21 protein-coding genes and 2 pseudogenes are annotated in these 22,399 nt (G+C 61.3%); 12 read left to right on the top strand and 11 right to left on the bottom strand.

Features of this window, described 5'->3' with window-relative positions; genetic code table 11:
• The first annotated feature begins 12 nt into the window (after positions 1-12).
• The gene (locus RWK44_RS29975; RefSeq protein WP_080685814.1) at positions 13-474 is read left to right on the top strand and encodes a winged helix-turn-helix transcriptional regulator; all 462 of its coding nucleotides are present in this window, start codon (positions 13-15) and stop codon (positions 472-474) included.
• Here RWK44_RS29975 and RWK44_RS29970 read toward each other — a convergent pair.
• From RWK44_RS29970 to RWK44_RS29960, 3 genes are read right to left on the bottom strand one after another with little or no spacing between them, the layout of a single operon-like run.
• Entirely contained in the window at positions 471-1,847 is a 1,377-nt protein-coding gene (locus RWK44_RS29970) for an ATP-binding protein (RefSeq protein ID WP_222040403.1), read from the bottom strand. The genes RWK44_RS29975 and RWK44_RS29970 overlap by 4 nt on opposite strands.
• 24 nt (positions 1,848-1,871) lie before the next feature.
• Positions 1,872-2,573: a response regulator gene (locus RWK44_RS29965; protein ID WP_011652933.1), complete on the bottom strand. Its 702-nt coding sequence runs from the start codon at positions 2,571-2,573 to the stop codon at positions 1,872-1,874.
• Positions 2,574-3,065 carry a MarR family winged helix-turn-helix transcriptional regulator gene (locus tag RWK44_RS29960; protein WP_017989072.1) on the bottom strand — a complete coding sequence of 164 codons (492 nt, stop codon included), beginning with the start codon at positions 3,063-3,065 and terminating at the stop codon, positions 2,574-2,576.
• A 220-nt stretch (positions 3,066-3,285) separates the two neighbouring features.
• On the opposite strand from RWK44_RS29960, the pseudogene RWK44_RS29955 reads away from it, so the two are divergent.
• Positions 3,286-3,569 (top strand): annotated as a pseudogene (locus RWK44_RS29955) (aminotransferase class IV); the annotation flags it as partial.
• 130 nt (positions 3,570-3,699) lie between these two features.
• On the opposite strand, the gene RWK44_RS29950 reads toward RWK44_RS29955, so the two are convergent.
• Both RWK44_RS29950 and RWK44_RS29945 read right to left on the bottom strand, forming a co-directional pair.
• Complete coding sequence (locus RWK44_RS29950) at positions 3,700-3,969, bottom strand: hypothetical protein (protein ID WP_003541697.1); 270 nt, start codon at positions 3,967-3,969, stop codon at positions 3,700-3,702.
• A 182-nt stretch (positions 3,970-4,151) separates the two neighbouring features.
• Positions 4,152-4,769 (bottom strand): DUF1236 domain-containing protein, encoded by a 618-nt coding sequence (locus RWK44_RS29945; protein WP_077978892.1) that lies wholly within the window; start codon positions 4,767-4,769, stop codon positions 4,152-4,154.
• 287 nt (positions 4,770-5,056) lie between these two features.
• Here RWK44_RS29945 and RWK44_RS29940 point away from each other — a divergent pair, with 287 nt between their 5' ends.
• Positions 5,057-5,731, top strand: coding sequence for an MBL fold metallo-hydrolase (locus RWK44_RS29940; RefSeq protein ID WP_077978893.1), 675 nt, complete (start codon positions 5,057-5,059; stop codon positions 5,729-5,731).
• A 30-nt stretch (positions 5,732-5,761) separates the two neighbouring features.
• On the opposite strand, the gene RWK44_RS29935 is transcribed toward RWK44_RS29940, so the two are convergent.
• From RWK44_RS29935 to RWK44_RS29920, 4 genes are all read right to left on the bottom strand, one after another.
• Complete coding sequence (locus RWK44_RS29935) at positions 5,762-6,103, bottom strand: tRNA-binding protein (RefSeq protein WP_077978894.1); 342 nt, start codon at positions 6,101-6,103, stop codon at positions 5,762-5,764.
• Between the two features lie 10 nt (positions 6,104-6,113).
• Positions 6,114-6,941 carry a pyrroline-5-carboxylate reductase gene (gene proC / locus RWK44_RS29930; RefSeq protein WP_077978895.1) on the bottom strand — a complete coding sequence of 276 codons (828 nt, stop codon included), beginning with the start codon at positions 6,939-6,941 and terminating at the stop codon, positions 6,114-6,116.
• Position 6,942: 1 nt separating this feature from the next.
• Positions 6,943-7,443, bottom strand: a complete 501-nt coding sequence (locus RWK44_RS29925; RefSeq protein ID WP_003541709.1) for a YbjN domain-containing protein — start codon at positions 7,441-7,443, stop codon at positions 6,943-6,945.
• A gap of 389 nt (positions 7,444-7,832) precedes the next feature.
• Positions 7,833-8,093, bottom strand: a complete 261-nt coding sequence (locus RWK44_RS29920; RefSeq protein WP_003541711.1) for an accessory factor UbiK family protein — start codon at positions 8,091-8,093, stop codon at positions 7,833-7,835.
• A 201-nt stretch (positions 8,094-8,294) separates the two neighbouring features.
• On the opposite strand from RWK44_RS29920, the gene lgt reads away from it, so the two are divergent.
• From lgt to RWK44_RS29890, 6 genes are all read left to right on the top strand, one after another.
• Positions 8,295-9,143 (top strand): prolipoprotein diacylglyceryl transferase, encoded by an 849-nt coding sequence (gene lgt, locus RWK44_RS29915; protein ID WP_077978896.1) that lies wholly within the window; start codon positions 8,295-8,297, stop codon positions 9,141-9,143.
• Positions 9,144-9,161: 18 nt separating this feature from the next.
• Positions 9,162-10,262 (top strand): class I SAM-dependent methyltransferase, encoded by a 1,101-nt coding sequence (locus tag RWK44_RS29910; RefSeq protein ID WP_168284006.1) that lies wholly within the window; start codon positions 9,162-9,164, stop codon positions 10,260-10,262.
• 111 nt (positions 10,263-10,373) lie between these two features.
• Positions 10,374-11,168, top strand: a complete 795-nt coding sequence (gene pgeF, locus RWK44_RS29905; protein ID WP_168284005.1) for a peptidoglycan editing factor PgeF — start codon at positions 10,374-10,376, stop codon at positions 11,166-11,168.
• A gap of 5 nt (positions 11,169-11,173) precedes the next feature.
• Positions 11,174-12,325, top strand: a complete 1,152-nt coding sequence (locus RWK44_RS29900) for a M24 family metallopeptidase (protein ID WP_017961468.1) — start codon at positions 11,174-11,176, stop codon at positions 12,323-12,325.
• Between the two features lie 91 nt (positions 12,326-12,416).
• Positions 12,417-13,238, top strand: a complete 822-nt coding sequence (locus RWK44_RS29895; protein ID WP_168284004.1) for a hypothetical protein — start codon at positions 12,417-12,419, stop codon at positions 13,236-13,238.
• A gap of 105 nt (positions 13,239-13,343) precedes the next feature.
• A complete protein-coding gene (locus RWK44_RS29890) occupies positions 13,344-14,276 on the top strand; it encodes a ribose-phosphate pyrophosphokinase (protein WP_011652946.1) in 933 nt (310 codons plus the stop codon).
• A gap of 220 nt (positions 14,277-14,496) precedes the next feature.
• Here RWK44_RS29890 and RWK44_RS29885 read toward each other — a convergent pair whose 3' ends face one another.
• Positions 14,497-16,032, bottom strand: a complete 1,536-nt coding sequence (locus tag RWK44_RS29885; protein WP_131664606.1) for a hypothetical protein — start codon at positions 16,030-16,032, stop codon at positions 14,497-14,499.
• 102 nt (positions 16,033-16,134) lie between these two features.
• Positions 16,135-18,220 (bottom strand): annotated as a pseudogene (locus RWK44_RS29880) (putative bifunctional diguanylate cyclase/phosphodiesterase).
• A 295-nt stretch (positions 18,221-18,515) separates the two neighbouring features.
• On the opposite strand from RWK44_RS29880, the gene RWK44_RS29875 reads away from it, so the two are divergent.
• The 3 genes from RWK44_RS29875 to RWK44_RS29865 all read left to right on the top strand — a co-directional run bounded on the left by RWK44_RS29875 (position 18,516) and on the right by RWK44_RS29865 (position 22,398).
• A complete protein-coding gene (locus RWK44_RS29875; protein ID WP_131664605.1) occupies positions 18,516-19,124 on the top strand; it encodes a 50S ribosomal protein L25/general stress protein Ctc in 609 nt (202 codons plus the stop codon).
• 183 nt (positions 19,125-19,307) lie between these two features.
• Positions 19,308-21,659, top strand: coding sequence for an EAL domain-containing protein (locus RWK44_RS29870; protein ID WP_131664604.1), 2,352 nt, complete (start codon positions 19,308-19,310; stop codon positions 21,657-21,659).
• 25 nt (positions 21,660-21,684) lie between these two features.
• The gene (locus RWK44_RS29865; RefSeq protein WP_026265367.1) at positions 21,685-22,398 is read left to right on the top strand and encodes a substrate-binding periplasmic protein; all 714 of its coding nucleotides are present in this window, start codon (positions 21,685-21,687) and stop codon (positions 22,396-22,398) included.
• Position 22,399: the final 1 nt, after the last annotated feature.

Below are 22,399 nucleotides of genomic sequence, written 5' to 3'. Positions count from 1 at the left end.
CCCGGCTCATGTATGGTCTATTGTATCCGATCGAAAGAAGGTACCCAGACGATCTATACACACCTTGAGGTAACTGACGTGAGTAGCGACATGTTCGATTTCTGCAGCAGCATGACGGACGAACAGGATGCGCGGGCCCGCGAACTGATCGAGCGGGCGGCAGCGAAATGGCCGCTGCGCATCCTGCATGTGCTCTCCGATGCCGGCGCGCCCCTGCGCTTCTCGCGCCTTATGGAGAGGGTCGAGGGCATCAGCCAGAAAGTGCTGACGCAGACGCTGCGCACCCTCGAAAGGGATGGCCTCGTCATCCGCACGCTTTACCCACAAGTGCCGCCGCGCGTCGAATACGAGTTGACGCCGCTCGGACGCGACCTCCTCATGCAGGTCGCCTCGCTATGGCGCTGGATCGTCCAACGCCTGGACGATTTCGATGCGCGCAAAGCCGTGAAGCTGACGGCTACCGCCAACGCTTAAGCCGGAATGCGGATCGTTGCCCTCAACCCACCGAGCGGGCTGTCACTGAGCGTGACGTTGCCGCCGTGGCTGCGGGCAATGTCGCGGGCGATCGCCAGGCCGAGCCCGGTGCCTGACGCATCGAGGTTGCGCGCCGTATCCAGCCGGAAGAACGGCTTGAACACGTCCTCACGGTTTTTTTCGGGAATGCCAGGCCCGTCATCGTCGAAGATGACGGTCAGCCATTTGGCATTGTGCTTGGCCTCGATGTCGAGCCTATCGGCATACCGGCGCGCATTCGAGGCAAGGTTGGTGACGAGACGCATGAAGGCGTTCGGCCTAACGGAGATATCGTCATCGCCCTCGATGGAATAGCTGAATTTTTTACCGTGCAGGGCAAAATCGGATTCCAGCTTTGCGAAGATCTCACTGAGTTTCAGCTCGCCGACATCCTCTTCGACCTCGCCGCGTGCGAAGGCCATGTAGGCCTCCAGCATGGTCTGCATGTCGTTGACGTCATCGTTGAGGCCATGCAGGTCGGGATTGTCTCCGGCCAGCGCCAGCTGCAGCTTGAAGCGGGTGAGGATGGTGCGCAGATCATGGCTGACGCCGGAGAGCATCGCCGTGCGCTGCTCGATCTGCCGTTCGATTCGTTCGCGCATCAGGATGAAGGCAAGACCGGCGCGCCTGACCTCGTCGGCGCCGCGCGGATAGAAATTGTCGGGCTTCTGCCCCTTGCCGAAGCTTTCGGCCGCACGCGCCAAGGTCAGGATCGGCCGGATCTGCCCGCGCAGGAAGAGGATCGAGATGCCGATCAGCACCAGCGAGGTTCCGACCATCCAGACGATGAAGATATGCGTGTTCGAGGCATAGGTCTGGCTGCGCTTGGTCAGCACCCGCAGGATCTTGTTGTCGAGTTTGATGCGGATCTCGACGAGGTTCGAGTTGCCGACCGTGTCGATCCAGAAAGGCCGATGGATCTCGTCAGTGATCTCGTCGCTGAGGATGCCGTCGAGGATCGAGAAGAACGGCTTGACGCGCGGTGGCGGCAGGTCGCCGTCCGGCTCGATCGAGATCTGCAGGCTGAGCTGGTCGCGGGCGATGCGGATGATCTCGCTATAGTCCGAATTCTGCGGATAGGTCTCGATGATCTCGATGATCGCGGCGATGTCACGGGTGACCGCAAGCGACAGCCGCTCCGTTACCATTTGCCAGTGGCGCTCCATGAAAACGGCGGCGACAACGGATTGCAGGAGCACCATCGGAATGATGATGATCAGCAGCGAGCGCGCGTAAAGTCCGGTCGGCAGCCGCCGGCGCAGCCAGCGGACGATCGAGCGCCAGCCCGGCGCAGAAGTGCGGTCTTCCCGCCGCAAGCTTTCGATCGTCACCATCAGCGCCGGTCCCGAACCTTGAGTTTAGTCGATGCTCAGCCTGTATCCGATGCCGCGCACGGTCTGCAGCCAGACGGGATTGGCGGGATCGTCCTCGATCTTACGCCTCAGCCGGTTGATCTGCACGTCGATCGTCCGCTCGCCGACTTCGGTATCGTTGCCGATCAGTTCATGGCGGGGGATCGTGTCGCCGGCGCGCCGCGCAAAGAGCAGCATGATCTCCTGCTCGCGGTCGGTGAGCCGGATCACCTCGCTGGCTTTCTTCAGCTCCTTGCGGGTCAGCGAGAAAGTGTAGGGGCCGAACATCACCTGTTCGATCTTCGGTCCCTCGCCGCCGGCGTTGCGGCGCAGGATGTTGTTGATGCGCAGCACCAGTTCGCGCGGGTCGAAGGGCTTGGAAAGATAGTCGTCGGCGCCCGCCTCAAGGCCTTCGATGCGGTTGCCCGATTCTGCCAGAGCCGTCAGCATGATGATCGGGACGTTCTTGATGGCGCGAAGCCCGCGGGTAACCTCGATGCCGGATTCGCCGGGCATCATCACATCCATGATGATCAGGTCGAAATCGAGACCCGCAAGCTTGCGCTGCGCCTCAGCGCCGTCGGCGGCGACGGTGACGCGGAAGCCGTTCTCGGCGAGATAGCGATTGAGCAGCGCACGGATGCGGGAGTCGTCATCGACCACCAGCAAGTGCGCCGCATCGTCGGAAATATCTGTCTTGACCGCCATTCAATCCGCCTTCTGTCTGTCCCGCATGCCGCTGAGGAAAGCTTTTACGCCCTCCCGCACCTCCGCAGAAGCCCCTTCGAATGCCCGCTCAATGCGGCGCGATTGCGGCTCGGCAAGGGCAAGCGCCAGCTCTCGTCCCGATTTCGTCGGATAGAGCTTGCGCTGCCGCCGGTCTTCAGGACCTGCCACCTGGCGAATATAGCCTGAGTCGATCAGCTGTTTCAGCACCCTTGCAAGGCTCTGCTTGGTGATCTTCAGCGTTTCGAGAAGATCGGCTACCGTCATGCCGGGATTGCGGTTGACGAAATGTACGACGCGGTGATGCGCCCGGCCGAAGCCGCTCTTTTCGAGGATAGCGTCAGGATCGGAAACGAAGTCGCGATAGGCGAAGAAGAACAGCTCGATGATCTCGAAATCGATGATATCAGTATCTTCCATCGGCGTGGCTAGCGGCTCCGGCTTGCCTGCTTTCGGGCCGGTCTGTCGTGACACTCGGCATTTCCTTTCTTTTCCGCGCGCTGCCGGAAGCTTTCGCGAAAATATGTCAGCCTCATTGACATAAATTTGCGTCGCTATCAGCTTCCACGAACTCTGCGGGAGCCCGCACGGCCTCTCATTTCCCTGGCATTTCCCCGGAAAACAAGGCCCGTCCGGCACTCCGACGCAATACGCGATTTCCCCTTGCGTCTGTGGATAAAACGTAATGGGGATAACAATCAACAGGCATGGGGCGTGAAGCGCCGGAGGAGTCTGGGGAGATGATGCTCGATTATCTCGGTCAGGTCACTGATGCGACCGGCGCCAACATCTTCTTCATCAAGGATGGCGTCATTCACACGCCGACCCCGGGTTGCTTTCTGAACGGTATCACCCGCCAGACGTCATCAACCCGGTTTCCGAAATCGGCCCGTATCGCTTCACGCCGTCGATGATCTCGAAACACGGATGAACGACCACATGAAGGAAGTCTATCCGGCGGCGGTCGCCGCCGAATAAGCCCCTCACGCAATCGGTCCGGCTACCGCATAATTCCTTAAATCGGAATCGATTTAAGGATGCAGCTACGGCGTCCTTTGCGGCTCTCGAAAAGACGTGCGGCGCTGTAGATACAGACCCGTCGGGCCTTTTATCTATGCGCCCGTGCCATGACCAGTCCGGCGAGCGTCGAGAGAATGCCGCCGCCGATCAAGCCGCCGATGCCGTCGGCGATCAGGCCGGTCATAGCCGCTTCCCCACCGACCATGCTGAGCAGCATACCGCCGGCAACGCCGCCGATCGCACCCGCGATCGTACGGGCGACGACATTGATCGCCTGCTGCTTCAAAGCGGCGCTCGCGGCGTTGCCGCCGATTGCACCGGCAATCAACTGGGTGATGAGCGGAAGTAGCGCTTCCATGATTTCCTCCTCTGGCGATCTCCCCGACCGCCGATCCATGCCGAACCTTCGGCATATTAGTATATTATCATATTTCGGAGGAAAGCGTTAAGAAAAATCAACCGATGCGGGATTAAGGCAGGGAGAACCGCCCCGGAACGAGGCGGTCCGACGTCCGCCTCGCTTCGTTTCTGTCGATCACGTCACTGATAGACGTAGACGATCCGGCGTGTACCGGGATCGACCAGCACCGGCCGGTCGTTGATCCTGGTATAGCGATACTCGTAATCCGGGATCGACTGGAAGGTGACATCGGCAGGCACTTCCGCGCCGACGACGACGTCACCGCCGAGCTGCACCGTCTCACCCGGATTGGTCTCGATGTAGGTGCGGACTGTCTCCGGTGGGGTGATGGTCTCGACCGCACCGACGGGGCCGAGCAACTCGTCGCCCGGTGCCGGCTGCGGATCGGCCGGAACGACACTCGCGGTCGACTCGTAAGTCACGCTGGGAACGCCGATCTCGGCGCGGTGCTGTTCGACGATAACAGACGTGCCGCCATGATCGACCTGCAGATAATCAGCATAGACCCAGCCGCGCATGCCGTTGACGTCGACGCGGCACCAGCGGCTGCCTTCGATGCAGCCGTCGAGGACCGCGGTCGAGCCGCGGGTGGCAAGGCCGACCGAGGGATATTGCGGGCCCGGGCCGGCGCGAACGTTGAGATCATTGACCGTTGTCGCCATCATCTCCGCCTGCGCAAGACCGCCGCTCGCCAGGAGCGCGGCTCCAGCCAACAGAATGTTTCTCTTCAACGTCATGTGAGCGTCTCCTTGGTTTCGATGCGCTGACAACGCGCGGGGTTCCCCGATGTTCCCCGGCACTCCGCCCAGCGAAACGCCGCTTGTCGGAGATTTCCTCCAAGTACCTTGAAGAATTAAACAAAATTCGATTTTTCCGCTCTACGGCAGTGGCGAAGAGAGGCATAAACTCTTGTTTCAGTCCGTCTTTTTGCCGTGAGGCAGGCCGCAATGGCGGAAGATTCCGGCTGTCCTTGCCGTGGTTTCGGACTATACCCGAAGCAATAGAGACACGAAGCGAGGCACATATGGGCATGCTCCAGGCCGGCATCATTCCGGTGACACCCTTCCAGCAGAACTGCACGATCTTCTTCGATCCCGATACCAAGGAAGGCGTCGTCGTCGATCCCGGCGGCGACGTGCCGCTCATCCTGCAGGCGATCGCCCAGAACGGCCTGACCATCAATGAAATCTGGCTGACACACGGCCATCTCGACCATGCGGGCGGCGCCAGTGAATTGAAGGAGGCCCTCGGCGTCGACGTGGTCGGCCCGCAGCAGGACGATCTGCCGCTGCTGCAACGGATCGAAACCCAGGCTGAAAAATACGGCATATCAGGATTGCGCGACGTCGTGCCCGACCGCTGGCTGAAGGACGGCGACAAGATCTCTTTCGGCGCCCATGAATTCGAAGTCTATCACACGCCCGGCCATGCCCCCGGCCACGTCATCTATTTCAACCGTGCGCAGAATTTCGCCCATCTCGGCGACGTGCTTTTCAACGGCTCGATCGGCCGCACCGACCTGCCGGGCGGCAATCATCAGCAGCTTCTCGATTCGATCCGCGACAAGGTATTGCCGCTCGGCGACGACGTCGGCTTCATCTGCGGCCACGGCCCCGGCAGCCGCATCGGCGACGAGCGGCGAAGCAATCCATTCCTGCAGGAGATCAAACCTCGTGGAGGATCCGATCCTGCCACGTGAAGCCCGGAACAAATAGCTGTAAGCTCGCGCTCACATCATTCTTCTGCCGTTCGGCACCGGCTGTTCGACCGCAGCAAGCACGATCGCGCCGTTCTCATCCTCGAATCCCAGCGTCAGCACTTCCGAGCGGAACGGCCCGATCTGGCGCGGCGGGAAGTTGACGACGCCGAGCACCTGCCGGCCGATCAGGCTTTCCGTCGTATAATGCACGGTGATCTGCGCTGAGGACTTTTTGATGCCGATGTCAGGACCAAAATCGATCAGGAGTTTGAACGCCGGCTTGCGCGCCTCCGGAAAGGGGCCGGCTTCGATGATCGTGCCGACGCGGATATCGACACGCTCGAAATCGGCGTAGGTGATCTCTTCTGCCATATGGTCTCCGTCAGCCAGCCAGTTCCTCGGCTCGCTTGCGCGCCGCCGCAAGGGCTGCGTCGAACAAGGGCTGCATGCCGTCTTCGGCCATCAGCACGGCGAGCGCCGCCGCCGTCGTGCCGCCGGGAGAGGTCACATTTTCCCGCAGCCGCGAAGCGTCGTCGGGGGACTGGTGCATGAGTTCACCAGCCCCCGCGACTGTTTCCCGCGCAAGACGCATGGCGAGGTCCGCCTGCAGGCCGAGTTTACGGCCTGCCTCCGCCATACATTCGACGAGATAGAATACATAAGCCGGACCGCTGCCCGAAAGCGCCGTCACGGCATCGATATCGGCTTCCGCCGGCACCCATTCGACCGGCCCCGAGACGTGCAGAAGGGCATGGACGCGTTCGCGCTGCGGATCGCTGACCCCTGAATTCGCAAAAGCACCGGTGACGCCGCGCCCGACCATGGCTGGCGTGTTCGGCATGGCCCGCACCATGGCGGCCTTGCCGAGATGTTTCTCGAGGAAACCGAGCGTCTTGCCGGCCGCGACCGAGACGACGACCGTGTCCGGCCCGATGGCACTCTTCACCGCCGGCAGCACCGTCTCCATCACCTGCGGCTTGACTGCCAGAAACAGCACGCTTGCCTTCAAATCCGTAGGAAGCGCAGTCAGATGGGTCGCGCCAGCCTCGCTGATCGTCGAAAGCATCGCCGGCGACGGGCCCGGATCGACAACGATGACGGCCGAGCCCGGAACGCCGCTTTTCAGCCAGCCGGAGAGCATCGCCCCGCCCATGTTTCCGGCACCGATCAGAACGACGGGATGTGTCGAGGAGAAAGCCTTCGTCGGCATCTTATGCCTCGCCGACCGTTTCAAACAGCACGGCTTCCATCGCCTTCGTCGCTTCCATGCCGGACCAGACGACGAACTGGAATGCCTGGAAATAGGCCTCGCAGGTGTCAAGCGCGCTGGAAAGCAGCACCTCCACCTGGCGATTGGTAGGCTCCGCACCGCCGGCAAGCAGCAGCGATTGGCGGAAAATGACGACATCTTCCTGGCGCCAGAGGTCGAAATGACCCATCAGCACCTGCCCGTTGATCGCCGAGAGCAGCTTGACCACCTCGTTGACCCTGATGTCGGGAACTTTGATATCGAAGGCGCAGCCAAGGTGCAGCGCCTCGAATTCCTCCATCCAGGAGAAGGAGACGTGGTAGTCCGTCCAGCGGCCCTCGACCGTCATCGCGATCTCGTCCTCGCCGGACCGTTCGAACGACCAGTCGTTGTTGGAGGCAACGTACTCGATCATATCGACCGGGTTCGACTGACGCTCGACTTCCAATTCCATCAGGTTCATGCAGCACCTTCTTGACCGGAACGAATGCGACCTAACTTGGTGTACGAACACAAGAAAGACACACGCAAAATACCGGAACCACCACTCGGATGATCGTTGAACCGCTGCCAGACTTAACGCAGATAACCTGCCCGGAGCTTACCACGTCGCTTCGAATCATCATTTAAAATCAGTGTATAGCGCCCCTGGTCCCCTGCCAGCCCCCCGAACCGAAAATAGGACCGACCACTGTGGAAAGGCTCTTCGAAATTCAATTCAGAAGGGAGAATAAGCGACTCTGCGAATTGGCTTTTTTGGCAGTGTCCACAGGTGGAAAACTCACCTGGTTTTTTTAAGGAAGATGCGGCGTGTGGCATGAAGGCAACGCCGCATCTGTGTCGTATCGGGACTTAAGCGCCCTCGCCGGCAAGCTTCGCCTCGAGTGCTGCGATGCGGGCGGCAAGCGCCTCGTTCTCGTCGCGTGCCTTGATCGCCATCTCGCGCACGGCCTCGAACTCCTCGCGCTTGACGATGTCCATGCTGTTCAGCCAACGCTCGGCTTGGGCGTTGAAGGCGGTTTCGATCTCCTTGCGGACGCCCTGGGCGGCACCGGCCGCATCGGTCATCAGCTTGGCGAATTCGTCCATGATGCGGTTCGTTCCGGTCGTCATGGCGTTTTTCTCCCTTCGCATGAGGTGAATTCAGCCCTTCAGGGCCTCGAGGATTGAGGTAGGGCTTCGCCATCGACGATGCAAGCGCTTTACACGGGATAAGCTTGCCGGAACCGGCCGGGAACGGGCCATCACGAACAATGGACTTGACCGTCCGGGATCGCAGCGGCATGTTCCGCGCAACTCAACAGGTGGAAAACCTTGCCGACAGCAGCCAATCTCCTTGCCATCATGCCTTTCCCGGATATCGATCCGATCGCCTTTTCGATCGGCCCGCTGGCGATTCATTGGTACGGTCTCGCCTATGTCGCCGGCATCCTGCTCGGCTGGGCCTATGCGCGTCGCATCGCCGCCAATGACAGTCTCTGGCCCGGCAACGTCTCGCCGATATCAAAGACGCAGCTCGATGATTTCATCGTCTGGGCAGCGCTTGGCGTCGTCCTCGGCGGTCGTCTCGGCTATATTTTCTTCTATGATCTCCCCGCCGTCCTGCGCACTCCCGTCCGTGCGCTCGAGATCTGGAACGGCGGCATGTCCTTCCATGGCGGTCTGACCGGCACGACGATCGCCATGATCCTCTTTGCCCGCCGTAACGCCATCCCGGTCTGGAGCCTGTTCGACATTGTCGCCGCCGTCGTTCCCTTCGGTCTGTTCTTCGGCCGCATCGCCAATTTCATCAATGGCGAGCTGTGGGGCCGGTTGACCGACGTGCCCTGGGCCGTTGTCTTCCCGACCGGCGGTCCCTTCGCCCGCCATCCGAGCCAGCTTTACGAAGCCGGTCTCGAAGGCATCGTTCTGCTCCTGGTGCTGGCCGCCTTCGTCTATGGCATGCGCGCGCTGAAAAGCCCCGGCTTCATTACAGGCGTCTTCGTCTGCGGTTATGCGCTGTCGCGCATCTTCGTCGAATTCTTCCGCGAGCCTGATGCCCAGCTCGGTTACCTGCTCGGCACGAACTGGCTGACCATGGGCATGGTGCTCTCCTTCCCGATGATCCTGCTTGGCCTCTGGGCGATGCTGCGGGCCCGCCGCCAGGCTGCGCTGCAGCTCTGAAACGGCAGGACGCGCGACATGACCACCGCTCTAGGCGAAAAGATCAAGGCGATTATCCAGGCCAACGGCCCGATCAGCGTCACCGATTATTTCTCGCTCTGCCTCGCAGACCCCGAACACGGCTATTACCGCACCCGCGAGCCCTTCGGCCGTTCCGGTGATTTCGTCACCGCGCCCGAAGTCAGCCAGATCTTCGGCGAGATGATCGGCGTCTTCATCGTCCATGCGTGGCAGCGCCATGGCACACCGACAGACGTCCGCCTCGTCGAGATCGGCCCCGGCCGCGGCACCATGATATCAGACATGCTGCGCGTCATTTCCCGCATCGCTCCACCGCTTTTCGACGCGATGACCGTGCATCTCGTCGAAACCAGCGAGCGCCTGCGCGACGTTCAGAGCCAGACGCTCGAACCCCACGGCGACAAGATCACCTGGCACGATGGCTTCGACGAAGTACCGCCCGGCTTCACGCTGATTGCCGCCAACGAACTCTTCGACGCCATCCCGATCCGCCAGTTCGTCCGCATGCCAACGGGGTTCCGTGAGCGCATGGTCGGTATCGACGCCGATGGCGAGCTGACTTTCGCCGCCGGCGTCGCCGGCCTCGATCCCACCTTGCTGCCCGAACCGGTGCAGAACGTGCCGGTCGGCACGCTCTTCGAGATCTCGCCTGCTCGCCAGGCGGTGATGATGGCGATCTGCGAGCGGCTGCGCGCCTTCGGCGGCACGGCGCTTACGATCGACTACGGCCATCTCGTCACCGGTTTCGGAGATACGCTGCAGGCCGTGCGCATGCATGAATTCGACCCGCCGCTCGCCCATCCCGGCGAAGCCGATCTGACGAGCCATGTCGACTTCCAGCAGCTCGCCGAAACGGCACTTGCGGCCGGCCTCCATCTGAACGGCGCCCTGCATCAGGGTGATTTCCTGACCGGCCTCGGCATCATCGAGCGCGCAACCGCGCTCGGCCGCGATCGCGAACCGCAAACCCAGCAGGTCATCCAGGCGGCGGTCGAAAGGCTCGCCGGCGCCGGTGAAGGCCGGATGGGCGAACTGTTCAAGGTGATGGCGGTCTCCTATCCCCCCCTCGATCTCATGCCCTTTCGTCCGGTGGATTGACAGGGCGCACGCGGCTGGTTCAACATCGGCCCGAAACAAGAACTTAAAGCGCGCCGCATATGCGATGCGCTTGGGATAATAACAAACCCCTCGAAAACCCCGGAATCACAGATGCAGGACGCGGCCTCTCCCGCACCGATCGAAAGCGCGCTGCTGAACGAAGCGACGGGCGCCACGATCCGGCACGGATATTTCACTCGGGCCGGCGGCGTTTCGGAGGGGCTGTATCGTGGCCTTAACGTCGGCCTCGGCTCCAGCGACGAACGCGACAAGGTCCTGGAAAACCGCCGTCGCGTCGCCGCCTGGTTCGGCTTGCCGGTCGAGCGGCTGGCAACCACGCATCAGGTCCATTCCGCCGATGTCGTGACGATCGGCGCCGATTACGACGGCGCCCGCCCCGACGCGGATGCGATGGTGACCCGCACCCCTGGCATTGCGCTTGGCGTGCTCGCCGCCGATTGCGGACCCATCCTGTTTGCCGACCCCGACAATCGCGTCATCGGCGCCGCCCATGCCGGCTGGAAGGGCGCACTGACGGGCGTGCTCGAAAACACCATCGCCGCCATGGAGGCGCTGGGTGCGGACCGCGCTCGCATCGTCGCCTGCCTCGGCCCCTCGATCAGCCAGGCGAGCTATGAGGTCGGTCCTGAGTTCGTCGAGCGTTTCGTCGTCGAAAACCCGGAGGACGAGTGCTTTTTCGTGCCTTCCGCAACACCCGGCCACGCCATGTTCGACCTGCCGGCGCTGACGGTCGACCGGCTGACGAAAGCCGGCGTGCGTGCCGAAAGCCTCGGCCTCTGCACCTATGTGGACAACGAGCGCTTCTTTTCCTACCGCAGGACGACACATCGCAAGGAGCCGGATTACGGCCGCCAGATTTCCGCGATATCAATCAGGGAGACTTGAGCAGAATGGCACTGCACTTCGAAAAGGCCGAATTCGCAAGCCGGCTTGCGCGCCTCACCGAGAAGATGAAGGAAGAAAAGCTCGACGCCTTGCTGCTCTTCGCCCAGGAAAGCATGTACTGGCTGACGGGCTACGACACCTTCGGCTACTGCTTCTTCCAGACGCTGGTCGTCAAGAGCGACGGCACCATGGCGCTGATCACCCGCTCGGCCGATCTTCGCCAGGCTAGGCATACCTCGATCCTTGAGGACATCCATATCTGGGTCGACCGGGTCAATGCCGACCCGACGCTCGACCTGAAGAACCTGCTGGTCGAAATGGACCTGCTCGGCGCCCGCATCGGCATCGAATATGATACGCACGGCATGACCGGCCGCGTCGCCCGGCTGCTCGACGCGCAATTGACCACCTTCGGCCAGATCGTCGACGCTTCCTACCTCGTCAGCCGCCTGCGCCTGATCAAGAGCCCGACGGAGGTCGCCTATGTCGAGCGCGCCGCCGTGCTCGCCGACGATGCGCTCGATGCCGCGATCCGTCTGACAAAACCCGGCGCCGACGAGGCCGATATCCTCGCCGCCATGCAGGGCGCGATCTTTTCCGGCGGCGGCGACTACCCCGCCAACGAGTTCATCATCGGCTCCGGCGCCGACGCCCTGCTTTGCCGCTACAAGGCCGGCCGCCGCAAGCTCGACGCCAACGACCAGCTGACGCTCGAATGGGCCGGCGCCTATGCGCATTACCATGCCGCGATGATGCGCACGATCGTCATCGGCGAACCGACGCATCGCCACCGCGAGCTTTACAACGCCTGCCGCGAAACCATCGAGGCGATCGAGACCGTGCTCAAGCCCGGCCAGACCTTCGGCGATGTCTTCGACATGCATGCCAGGATCATCGACGAGCGCGGCCTGGCCCGCCACCGGCTGAATGCCTGCGGTTATTCGCTCGGCGCCCGCTTCTCGCCCTCCTGGATGGAGCATCAGATGTTCCATGTCGGCAATCCGCAGCCGATCGAGCCGAACATGTCGCTCTTCGTGCACATGATCATCGCCGATTCCGATACGGGCACGGCGATGACGCTCGGCCAGACCTATCTGACGACTGCGGATGCGCCGCGCGCGCTATCCCGCCATCCGCTCGATTTCATCGGGCTCTGACCGGTGAGAATCCGGAATTGACAGACGACCGTCCCCACCCGCATAAATTCGGGTGGGGCTGATTGCGATTGCGGGAAGGACGGACCAAGGGATGACGCGAGCTGCGATTGTGCCCACGCTCCTGTTCGTCATGGCTCTAATGACAGCCTGCAACACGACCGATGCGCTGACGCCGCAGGTCGACATCGGCAATTCCTCCGGGGGCGCCCCGTCGAGCCCGGTGACGCAGAGCGAAGCCGAGCGCTTGGCAGGCACCCGCCAGCCGAGTTTCTCGGGAAGCTCGCAGCAGGGCGGCTACCATCCAGCCTATGATCAGTCGCAGCGGGCCTATCGACCCGGCACCGGCGCGGCGCCGACGACGATGCAGGAACAGGCAGACGCCCTGTCGAGAAGCGGCTCCTCACCGGCCGCCTCTGCCCCGATCGACGGACAATCGCTGCCCCCACCGGCGGCCAGTGGTGAACTTGCCGCACAGCCGGCTCCGCCGGCCGAGGCACAACAGCCGCAGCAGACCGCCGCCCTCCCCCCCAGTTCCTCCTCCGCCCGCGGCAATACCGTGCGCTTCCTACCGATCATCGGCGCGCCGGTGCAGGCCGTGACACCGCTCTCGCGCCAGCTCGGTGCCGAAGCGCGCGCGCACGGCCTTTCCATCAAGAGTTCGAACGACGCGAGCAGCGACTACATCCTCAAGGGCTACCTCTCCGCCTTCAGCGACGACGGCAAGGTCACCGTGGTCTATGTCTGGGACATTCTCGACAGCGGCGGGGGCCGCCTGCACCGCATCCAGGGCCAGGAAAGCGTGCCGACGGCCGCGGCCGATCCATGGGCGGGCGTTCCGGCCTCGGTGATGCAGCAGATCGCCTCGAAAACCATCGCGGAATTCTCTTCCTGGCGGCAGGCTCAGGGAGGTTAGTCACAAACTTTTTGCAAATATGGAAGGCTGTGGCGCCTTTGCCCTTGCATTCACGGGGAAGCTGACTAAAAAGCGCGGCTATCAGCGCGTAACAGGCGGACCAAAATGAAGGTTTTCGCGGGCAATTCGAACCGGCAACTCGCCGAAGCGATCTGCAACTATCTCAATGTTCCCTTGGGGAAAGCCAGTGTTCGAAGGTTTGCCGATCAGGAAATCTTCGTGGAAATCCAGGAAAATGTGCGCGGCGAGGACGTTTTCCTCGTGCAGCCGACCGCTTTTCCCGCAAACGACCACCTGATGGAACTGCTGATCATGATCGACGCTATGCGTCGTTCGTCAGCCCGCCGCATCACCGCCGTCCTTCCCTATTTCGGCTATGCCCGCCAGGACCGCCGAGCCTCCGGCCGCACGCCGATCTCCGCCAAGCTGGTCGCAAACCTCATTACCGAAGCCGGCGCCGACCGTGTCATGACGCTCGATCTCCATGCCGGGCAGATCCAGGGCTTCTTCGATATTCCGACCGACAATCTCTTCGCTATGCCCGTGCTGACGCGCGACATCAAGAGCCATTATGACCTCAGCAACGTCGTGGTCGTCTCGCCTGACGTCGGTGGTGTGGTGCGTGCCCGCGCGCTTGCCAAGCGGCTGGACTGTCTTCTGGCCATCGTCGACAAGCGTCGCGAGCGACCGGGTGAATCCGAAGTCATGAACATCATCGGCGACATCACCGGCAAGGACTGCCTGCTGATCGACGACATCGTTGATTCCGGCGGCACGCTCTGCAACGCGGCCGACGCGATGCTGGCCAAGGGCGCATCCAGCGTCACCGCCTATATCACCCACGGCGTTCTCTCGGGCGGCGCAGTCACCCGCGTCACTTCCTCGAAGCTGCGCGAACTCGTCATCACGGATTCGATCCAGCCGACCACGGCGGTTCTCTCGGCGCACAATATCCGCATCGTAACGACGGCGCCGCTGATCGGCGAAGCCATCAGCCGAACGGCTCAGGAAGAGTCCGTCTCCAGCCTCTTCGATTAAAGAGAGCCGGCATTCGACCGGCTCTTTCAATTTCTGCATCAGATGGACCAAGCTATTACTGGGCATGCTCTTCGAGCCGCATGAATTGCTGGCCGTTGATAGTCGCCGAGCCGCGTTCGGTGACAACGAAAGCCCAGAATAAACCGCCGTTGCGATCGTTGGGCGCAAAAAAGCCGGCACAAGGCCGGCTTTTTCATTTCTGATCCTAATTTGATAATGCTCAAGGCTGCTGCGGCGGCGCAGGTACCGCGTCCTGATCCTGATCCGGTTCCTGCTCCTGGTCTGGCTCCTGATCCAGACTATCCGGCCCCTTGACCACCTGCCCGTTGACGGCGATCGCGCCGTCGCGGCTGACGCTGATGTCCCAGCGCGAGCGGCCATCTGCATCGGTCTTGGCGAAACCCTTCACCATCATGATGCCGAAGGAGACCTGGTTGAGATCGGGATCCGTCTTGGCAAGCTCCTGAACCGCGGCAATCGTCTTGTCGAGATCACGGGCAAGGATCGTCGCCTCCATCGAATAGTCCTTCTGGGTATCGACGCGTCCCTCGATCTTGCCGGTCATGTCGAGGTCATAGACATCGGACTTGGCGCTGACCTTCGGAAACTCGATGGCGAGCCGGCCATCGCGGAAGAGCTTCTTCGCCATCTCCTCGCCGCTCGTCTCCGGCGCCTCGGCGCTGCTGAAATCCACCGCCATGAAGGCGTCGCCGAAGGTGGCGAAATCCAGATTCGGCATGGCGAGTTGCAGCTCGAAGCTGGTCGGCATGAAAGGCGAATAGCTTGGCGGCATCAGCGGGCTGTCGAGTCTGATGTCCTGCGCATTCATGCCGAAGCCGAAACGCATGGCATCGCTCGGCCCATCGATGGCCAGGTTGTAACCAAACGCCTTGACGCCGCCATTGCCCATCTGGCTGCTGACGGTCAGATTGTTGACCCCGATTGTTTCGCTGAAAGAGGCAAGAATCGGGAAGGCTTGCTTGAGCATTCCCTTTATCTTGTCGCTATTCTCCGGGCTCAGTTCCTTCTCCTCGAGATGGTCGAGAACGAAAAGGACGATCTCGCGGATTTGCTTGGCCGGCAGGCCGTTCACCTTGGCATCGAAATCGATCGAATCGGCACGGATTTCAACGGGCGGCATTTGCAGGCCGGAAACCTGCTCCACGAAAGTGGACATCGAGCCGCTGCCCGCAAAATCGATACGCCCGTTGCCGCCTGCGCTGTCCGTCGAACTCAGCTTTTGGTCGATCGCGGCGATACTGGCATGGACTTCCTCGGTGTCGGACTTGCTGGTGACCTTGATGTCCTTGCCGGTGAAGGTGCCGGAGCGCAGATAGCTGATCGCCGGATCGAAGACGCCGGTGTAGACAAGCGAAGCGATGGAGTAGGAAAAGTCCGTCGGCTTCTGGTCGGGGCCTTTGAAATGGCCGGAAACGTTGAGGTTGTTGTCACCCTCGATGTTCCAGAGCCCGCTGTCGAGCGGCGTGGCGAACATCGAGAACGGCGTCAGCCCGTTGATCGCGAATGTCGCCGGATCGGCCTTGGCAAGCAGCTTCGCCAGATCGTAAATGATCTCATATCGCGCCCCCGCCGGATTGACGGTGATCAGGCCGCTCTTCGCCAGATCCTCGGGAAGCAGCTTCGTCAGCGTGTCCTTGACCGCATTGGCGCCATCCTGATTGATCTCGACACCCTGGGCCGTGGTGACAAGGCAAAGTGCCAGCAAGCTCGTTGCCGTGACAAGTTTGAGACGCATAGTCCGATTTCTCCTCAGCCGCTTTTTTGAATGCGGGCCATCCAAAGATGCGAAGCGCGCGGATGTCAACCTCAGCTGCGGCAGAGAAGGGCAATTTGCCGCTCACGCGGCCGCGGATTTCTTCACGACCGGCGCAAGAACCGTTTCGTGCTGTACGGCCGGCACCTCGCCGTTGACGATCGCCTCGATGCCCCGAGCGCGGTCCCGGCTTACCGAAGAGGAAGCCCTGCACTTGCAGACAGCCTTCCCGTCGCAGGAAGTCGATATGGTCTTCGTTTTCGACGCCTTCAGCAAGCACCGGTATGTCGAGGCTTGCTGCAAGAATTAGCGTCGAACGCACGATTGTCGCAGACTGCTTGTTGGTGACGACGCCGTCGACGAAGGCGCGGTCGATCTTGATCTTGTCGAACGGGAAGCTGTGCAGTGTCGACAGTGACGAATAACCCGTGCCGTAATCGTCCATCGCCACCTTTACGCCGAGCGCTTTCAGCCGGCGGATGGCCTGAAGCGCATGTTGATGATCGGCGATGATGCCGGATTCGGTGATTTCGATCTCGAGTCGCGCCGCCGGCAGGCCGGTCTCAAGCAGGATCTGATGCACGATCTGCGGTAGGCGGTTGTCGCCGAGCTGCTGCGGCGCGACGTTGACGGCGATGCGTAACGGGTTCTTCCAGGTCGCCGCTTCCGCGCAAGCGGCCCGCAGCACCCATTCACCAAGCTCAATGATAAAGCCGGTCTTCTCCGCGATCGGAATGAATTCGACGAGTGAGATGTAGCCGCGCACAGGATGTCTCCAGCGCAGGAGCACTTCCAGCCCAATGATGTCGCGCGTCACCGTGTCATTCTGCTGCTGGTAGAACAGCTCGAATTCGCCGCGTGCCAATCCCTCCCGCATCTCGCTCGCCAGCGCGTTGCGTTCGCGCGCTGCCTGGTCCATCGAGGGCTCGTAGAAGCATATGCTGTTGGTCGCTGTCGATTTTGCCCGATACATGGCCGTATCGGCCTGTGACAGCAGGTCGTCCAAAGTGTTCGCCTGTCCGGGATAGGTGGAGATACCGATACTGGAGCCGACGGTCAGCGCATGGCCGTTCCATTCGATCGGCCGGGCGATCTCGTCGAGCATGCGTTGTGCCAGTCCCCTGGCGTCCGAACGGACGAAATAATCGCACATGACCGCCACGAACTCGTCGCCGCCGACCCGCGCCACGAACCGGCCGTTCTGCATGATCCTGGACAGCCGTTCGGCGACGGCGCGCAGCACGGCATCGCCGGCGGCGTGGCCGTGAACGTCGTTGATTTCCTTGAAACGGTCGAGGTCGAAGGAGAGCACGGCGATATTGGCCGTCATGTCCTTCGGCTTGTTGACCAGCGCCGACAGATGCTCGTTGAAGGCGGCGCGATTGGCAAGATTGGTCAGCGGGTCATGCAGCGACAGATGGCGATAACGCTCGACGGCTGCCTGGGTCGACTGCATGTCGATGATATAGGTGGAGGCGCCCAGCGCCAGGATGATGATCATGACGGCGCTGACGAGACCGGTCATGATGCCGTCAGAGATGATCTCGGTGGGTGCCGCAACAGTGGCATCCGGCAGGATCGTCAGCCCCGCCATCCCGGTGAAATGCGTGAGCACGATCGCAAGGATCAGCGAAAGGGCAGCCCCGTGGCGGCAGAAACGCCTGATCGGCCGGCAGACGCGATTGGTGGCGACTGCGCCGAACAAGCCGGCCAAGACCAGCGAGGTGACGACATAGGAGGTCTGCCATTCGAGACGACCCTCGATCTCGTAACCGGCGATCCCGACATAGTGCATGACCGCGATGCCGAGGCCGACGATCACGCCGCCTGCCTCGATAAGCGCGCTCTTCTGCGCAATTGACGCGATGGCAAAGCCGATCATCGTCGTCGCGACGGCGGCAAACAGCGACAGCAGCGTCAGCGTCGGCCCATAGCCGTTCGCCACCGGCGTCTGGTAACCGAGCATGGCGATGAAATGCGTCGTCCAGATGGTCGAGCCGCCAACGAAACCGGAGAGAAACAGCCAGTTGGTTTTCTGCAGCCCCTGCGATCGGCGCACCCGGGTGAAGAGGCGCATCGACAGCATCGATCCGAGCACACAGATAACGGTGGCGAAGATCAGATGCGGAAGGCTGTGTTCGACTGTGATGCAGGAAAGGACGCGCAACATGAGAGGCAACCGGCAAATTGAGACGGCCCTGCTTATATTGGCGGGTAAACGCAGGATTTATTAATCGCCGCCGATTTCGTTTTCGATGGTGAAACCTTGGCGAAAGCGTGTATATGGGCAAAAACAACTCAAATCCGCAACTTGCGTTTCCGATCGACTTATAATATAGGCCACCGGTCCGTGTAGACACCCTTGGAGGCAACGCGGATGAGGTCGGGTCATCCCGCCTCCGGTTCGTCGGAACAAGGCTTTTGCCCGCCGCCGAACTCTCCAAATAACCTCGAAAGGAATAGCCATGAGCCAGGAAACTTACGAGCTCAAGGCCGAGGCGCGCGAACGGGTTGGTAAGGGGTCCGCCCGTGAACTTCGCCGCAACGGTTTGATTCCCGCTGTCATCTATGGTGACAAGCAGGCCCCCATTTCCATCGCTCTCAACACCAATGAGGTGACGAAGCGCATTCACGCCGGTGGTTTCATGACCACCGTGGCGACGATCGAAGTCGACGGCAAGAAGCACAAGGTTCTGCCGAAGGACTACCAGCTCGATCCGGTCCGTGACTTCACCATGCATGTCGATTTCCTGCGCGTCTCCGGCAACACCCAAGTGACCGTCGAAATCCCCGTGCACTTCATCAACGAAGAGAAGTCACCGGGCCTCAAGGTTGGCGGCGTTCTGAACATCGTTCGCCATGAAGTCGAAGTTCACTGCCCGGCCGATGCGATCCCCGAGTTCTTCAACATCGACCTCAGCGGCAAGAAGATCGGCGACAGCATCCATATCGCGGAAGTCACCCTGCCGAAGGGTGTCACCCCGGTCATCGACCGCGACTTCACGATCGCGACGATCATCGCTCCGGCTGCCGGCATCGATGAGAGCGCCGCGGAAGGCGAAGCCGAAGCCTGATCGCTTCGACCAATTTGTAAAGCATATGGCCCGCTTTCCCCTGGAAAGCGGGTTTTTCATTGCCCGGAAACACCCGTTTCAGCAACATTTAACAAATTCGTGAAAGCATGCTCCGTCAGCTGCGAAGAAGCCCGCCTCAACGCGCGACAGCAAATACGGTCGGCCCGGGGAGTAGACGGAACCATGAACAATTCCGTTGAGAACAGATTTTTTGCGATAGTTTGCGGAGCGCTGCTTGTTTTTGTCGCTCCCCTCTTTGTTCTCTTCCTTTTTCTTTCCTCGGAACGGGCCGACAAGGAAATACGCGACCATATCTCCGTTCTTCTTGTCGCCAATGCCCAGGCGCTGGCCAAACCCCTGTGGGACCTTGACGAGGACAGCGTCACCCAGATCAGCGCGACGGTCGTTTCCCAGGGCGCCATCGTCAAGGTCGAAGTGCGTGACCAGTCGGGCCAGCTCGACGTCAGCCAGTCCACCATTCCGCGCTCCTTCGACGGCAAGCTGGTGCAGGTGTCGCGCGCCATCATCTATAACAACGTCGACGGTCCGAAGAACCTCGGCAGCATCAGCGTCTATTATCCTGCGCTCGGCCTGTTTTCCGGCCTGAAGCAGGAAGAGGTCGTCTTCATCTCGATCTTCATCTTCGCGGTGCTGACCGTTTTCGGCACGGCGCTGATCGGCAACCGCTTCTTCGTCATCCAGCCGCTGATGCGGCTGACCGCGGCAATCGAGGCCACCCGCCAGTTGGGCTCCCGCCATCATGTCGACTGGCAGTCGAACGACGAGATGGGACGGCTTGCCCATAGCTTCAACGAGATGCAGACCAAGCTCGAAAGCGAGGAAAAGGAGCTGAAGTTCGCACACCGCCGCGCCACCGACATCTACAATCTGACGCCCGCCATGCTCTTCTCGCTCGACGAGGAAGACCGCATCACCGCCGTCAGCGATTATTGGCTGCTTGCCACAGGTTATAACCGCGCCGCCGTCATCGGCCGCAACTTCGCCAATCTCGTCACCCCCGCGACCCGCAACAAATTCGTCAAGCGCCGCCAAGCCGAAAGCGGCATGACCGTCACCGTCAAGTTCGTTTGCCTGGATGGCCGCACCATGGACGTCCTCATCATGGAATCGGAGGCAAGAGCTGGCGCTCAGGACCGCCTCTCGCTATCGGTCATGACCGATGTGACCGAACTCAAGGCGTCCGAGGACCGCAATCACCGCCAGGCAATCACCGATCACCTGACCGGGCTTCTCAATCGCCAGGGCTTCGAAGCCGTCCTCGACAACAAGATCGCCGCCGCCGATGCCGCCGGCCAGGAACTCGCCTGTCTCTTCGTCGATCTCGACCGTTTCAAGTGGATCAACGACAATATGGGCCATGCCGCCGGTGACATGGCGCTGGTCGAGCTAGTCGAGCGCCTGAAGACCCATCTTGCCCCCTCCGACGAGGCGGCCCGTCTCGGCGGCGACGAATTTGCCATCCTGCTGCCGGCCAAGGACGCCGAAAGCCGCGCCAAGGTGATGTGCGAGCAGATTGCCTCGATCTTCGAAACGCCATTCGCCCCCGACATGCATCTGAGCGCTTCCGTCGGCATCGCCATCTATCCGCATCATGCTGCAACCGCGGCCGAGCTGCTGCAAAAATCCGACATGGCGATGTATGCCAAGAAACGCGACGGCAAGAACGGCGCGCAGCTCTTCGACAATGCCATGCTCGACCGCGCTCGCAGCCGCGCCGAAATCGAGGCCAATATCGAAGCCGGCCTGGTCGACAACTGGTTCGAAGCCTTCCTGCAGCCGATCGTCACCCTGAACGGCCGCGGCATTGCCGGTTTCGAGGCGCTGATGCGCCTCAACCATCCGCAGAAGGGCATGATGCCGCCGGCCGAGATCATCAGCGTCGCCGAGGAAACGGCAAAGATCGTCCGCGTCGGCAACGTCATCATGGAAAAGGCGATCGCCAACCTCGCGAAGATTTCCCGCATATCAGGCATGCAGGATACCTATCTCGCCATCAACTTCTCGCCGCTGCAGTTCGAGCCGGCGCTGCCGGCCCGTCTTGCCGCCGTCATCGGCCGCCACGGCATCCGCCCCGAGCGCATCGTCGTCGAGATCACCGAAGCCGTGCTGATGCACGACAACCCGCAGATCCGCTTGATCGTCACGGAGCTTCGTCGTTTCGGCTGCCGCATCGCGCTTGACGATTTCGGCACGGGCTATTCGTCGCTGAGCTACCTCAACCGTTTCCCCGTCGACATCATCAAGATCGACCAGTCCTTCACTCGCGCAATCAACGACGGCGACGACGACGCGCGTCAGAAGAGCCGGATGCTGATCGAAGGCATTACCACGCTTTCCCATAAGATGAACTGCACCGTTATTGCCGAGGGCATCGAGACCGAAGAGGAATGCCGCACGCTCCATCAGATGGGGCTTGACTACGGCCAGGGCTATCTCTTCCATCGTCCGCAGCACGCCGCCACGCTGATCGACGAACTGACGGCCTCGCAATCGGCCGTCGCACGTGCCTCGTGAACGAAGAACCAAGGAGATGATACGGATGAAAAAGCTCCTGCTTCTCGCATGCCTGGCGCTGCCCTGCACCGCCCATGCGCAAACGGTGACGTTCACGACCGAGGACTATGCCCCCTTCAATTACCGCGAAGGCAAGGAGATCAAGGGCGCGACCGTCGAGCAGGTCGAAAAGGTGATGGCCGCGATCGGCGTCGACTACACGATCGAGATCATGCCCTGGGCGCGTGCTTTCAGCCTCGCCCGCACGGCGCCGATGACTTGTGTCTTTGCGACCGCCCACAACGGCGCACGCGACCCGTTGTTCAAATGGGTCGAGCCGCTGCTCATCGACCGCAACATCCTGATCACCCGCAAGGGCTCGGGCGTCACCGCCGGCAATCTGGACGAGGCGAAGAAATATACGGTCGGCACGCAGCGCGAGGATTATACCGAGACGATCCTGAAGGAGAAGGGTTTCACCAAGCTCGATGTCGCCAGCGATTTCAATGCGACGCTGCGCAAACTGCTTGGCGGGCGCATCGACATGATGCCGATCTCCGAACTCTATTTCGAAAAACTGAAGGCCGACCAGCCGGTGGAATTGGTGACCGTGCTCTCCGCCCAGCCAATGGGCATCGCCTGCGAGAAGAACTTTCCGGACGATCTGCTCGCCAGGATGCAGGCTGCTCTCGACAAGCTGATCGCCGATGGCGACCAGAAGCAGATCTTCCTGAAATACGGCATGAACCTGTCGGAATGAC

The organism is Rhizobium sp. 25PS6 (assembly GCF_032464655.1).
In the GTDB taxonomy this organism is placed as follows: Bacteria; Pseudomonadota; Alphaproteobacteria; order Rhizobiales; family Rhizobiaceae; genus Rhizobium; species Rhizobium laguerreae.
This window is presented reverse-complemented; position numbering and strand designations above follow the sequence as displayed.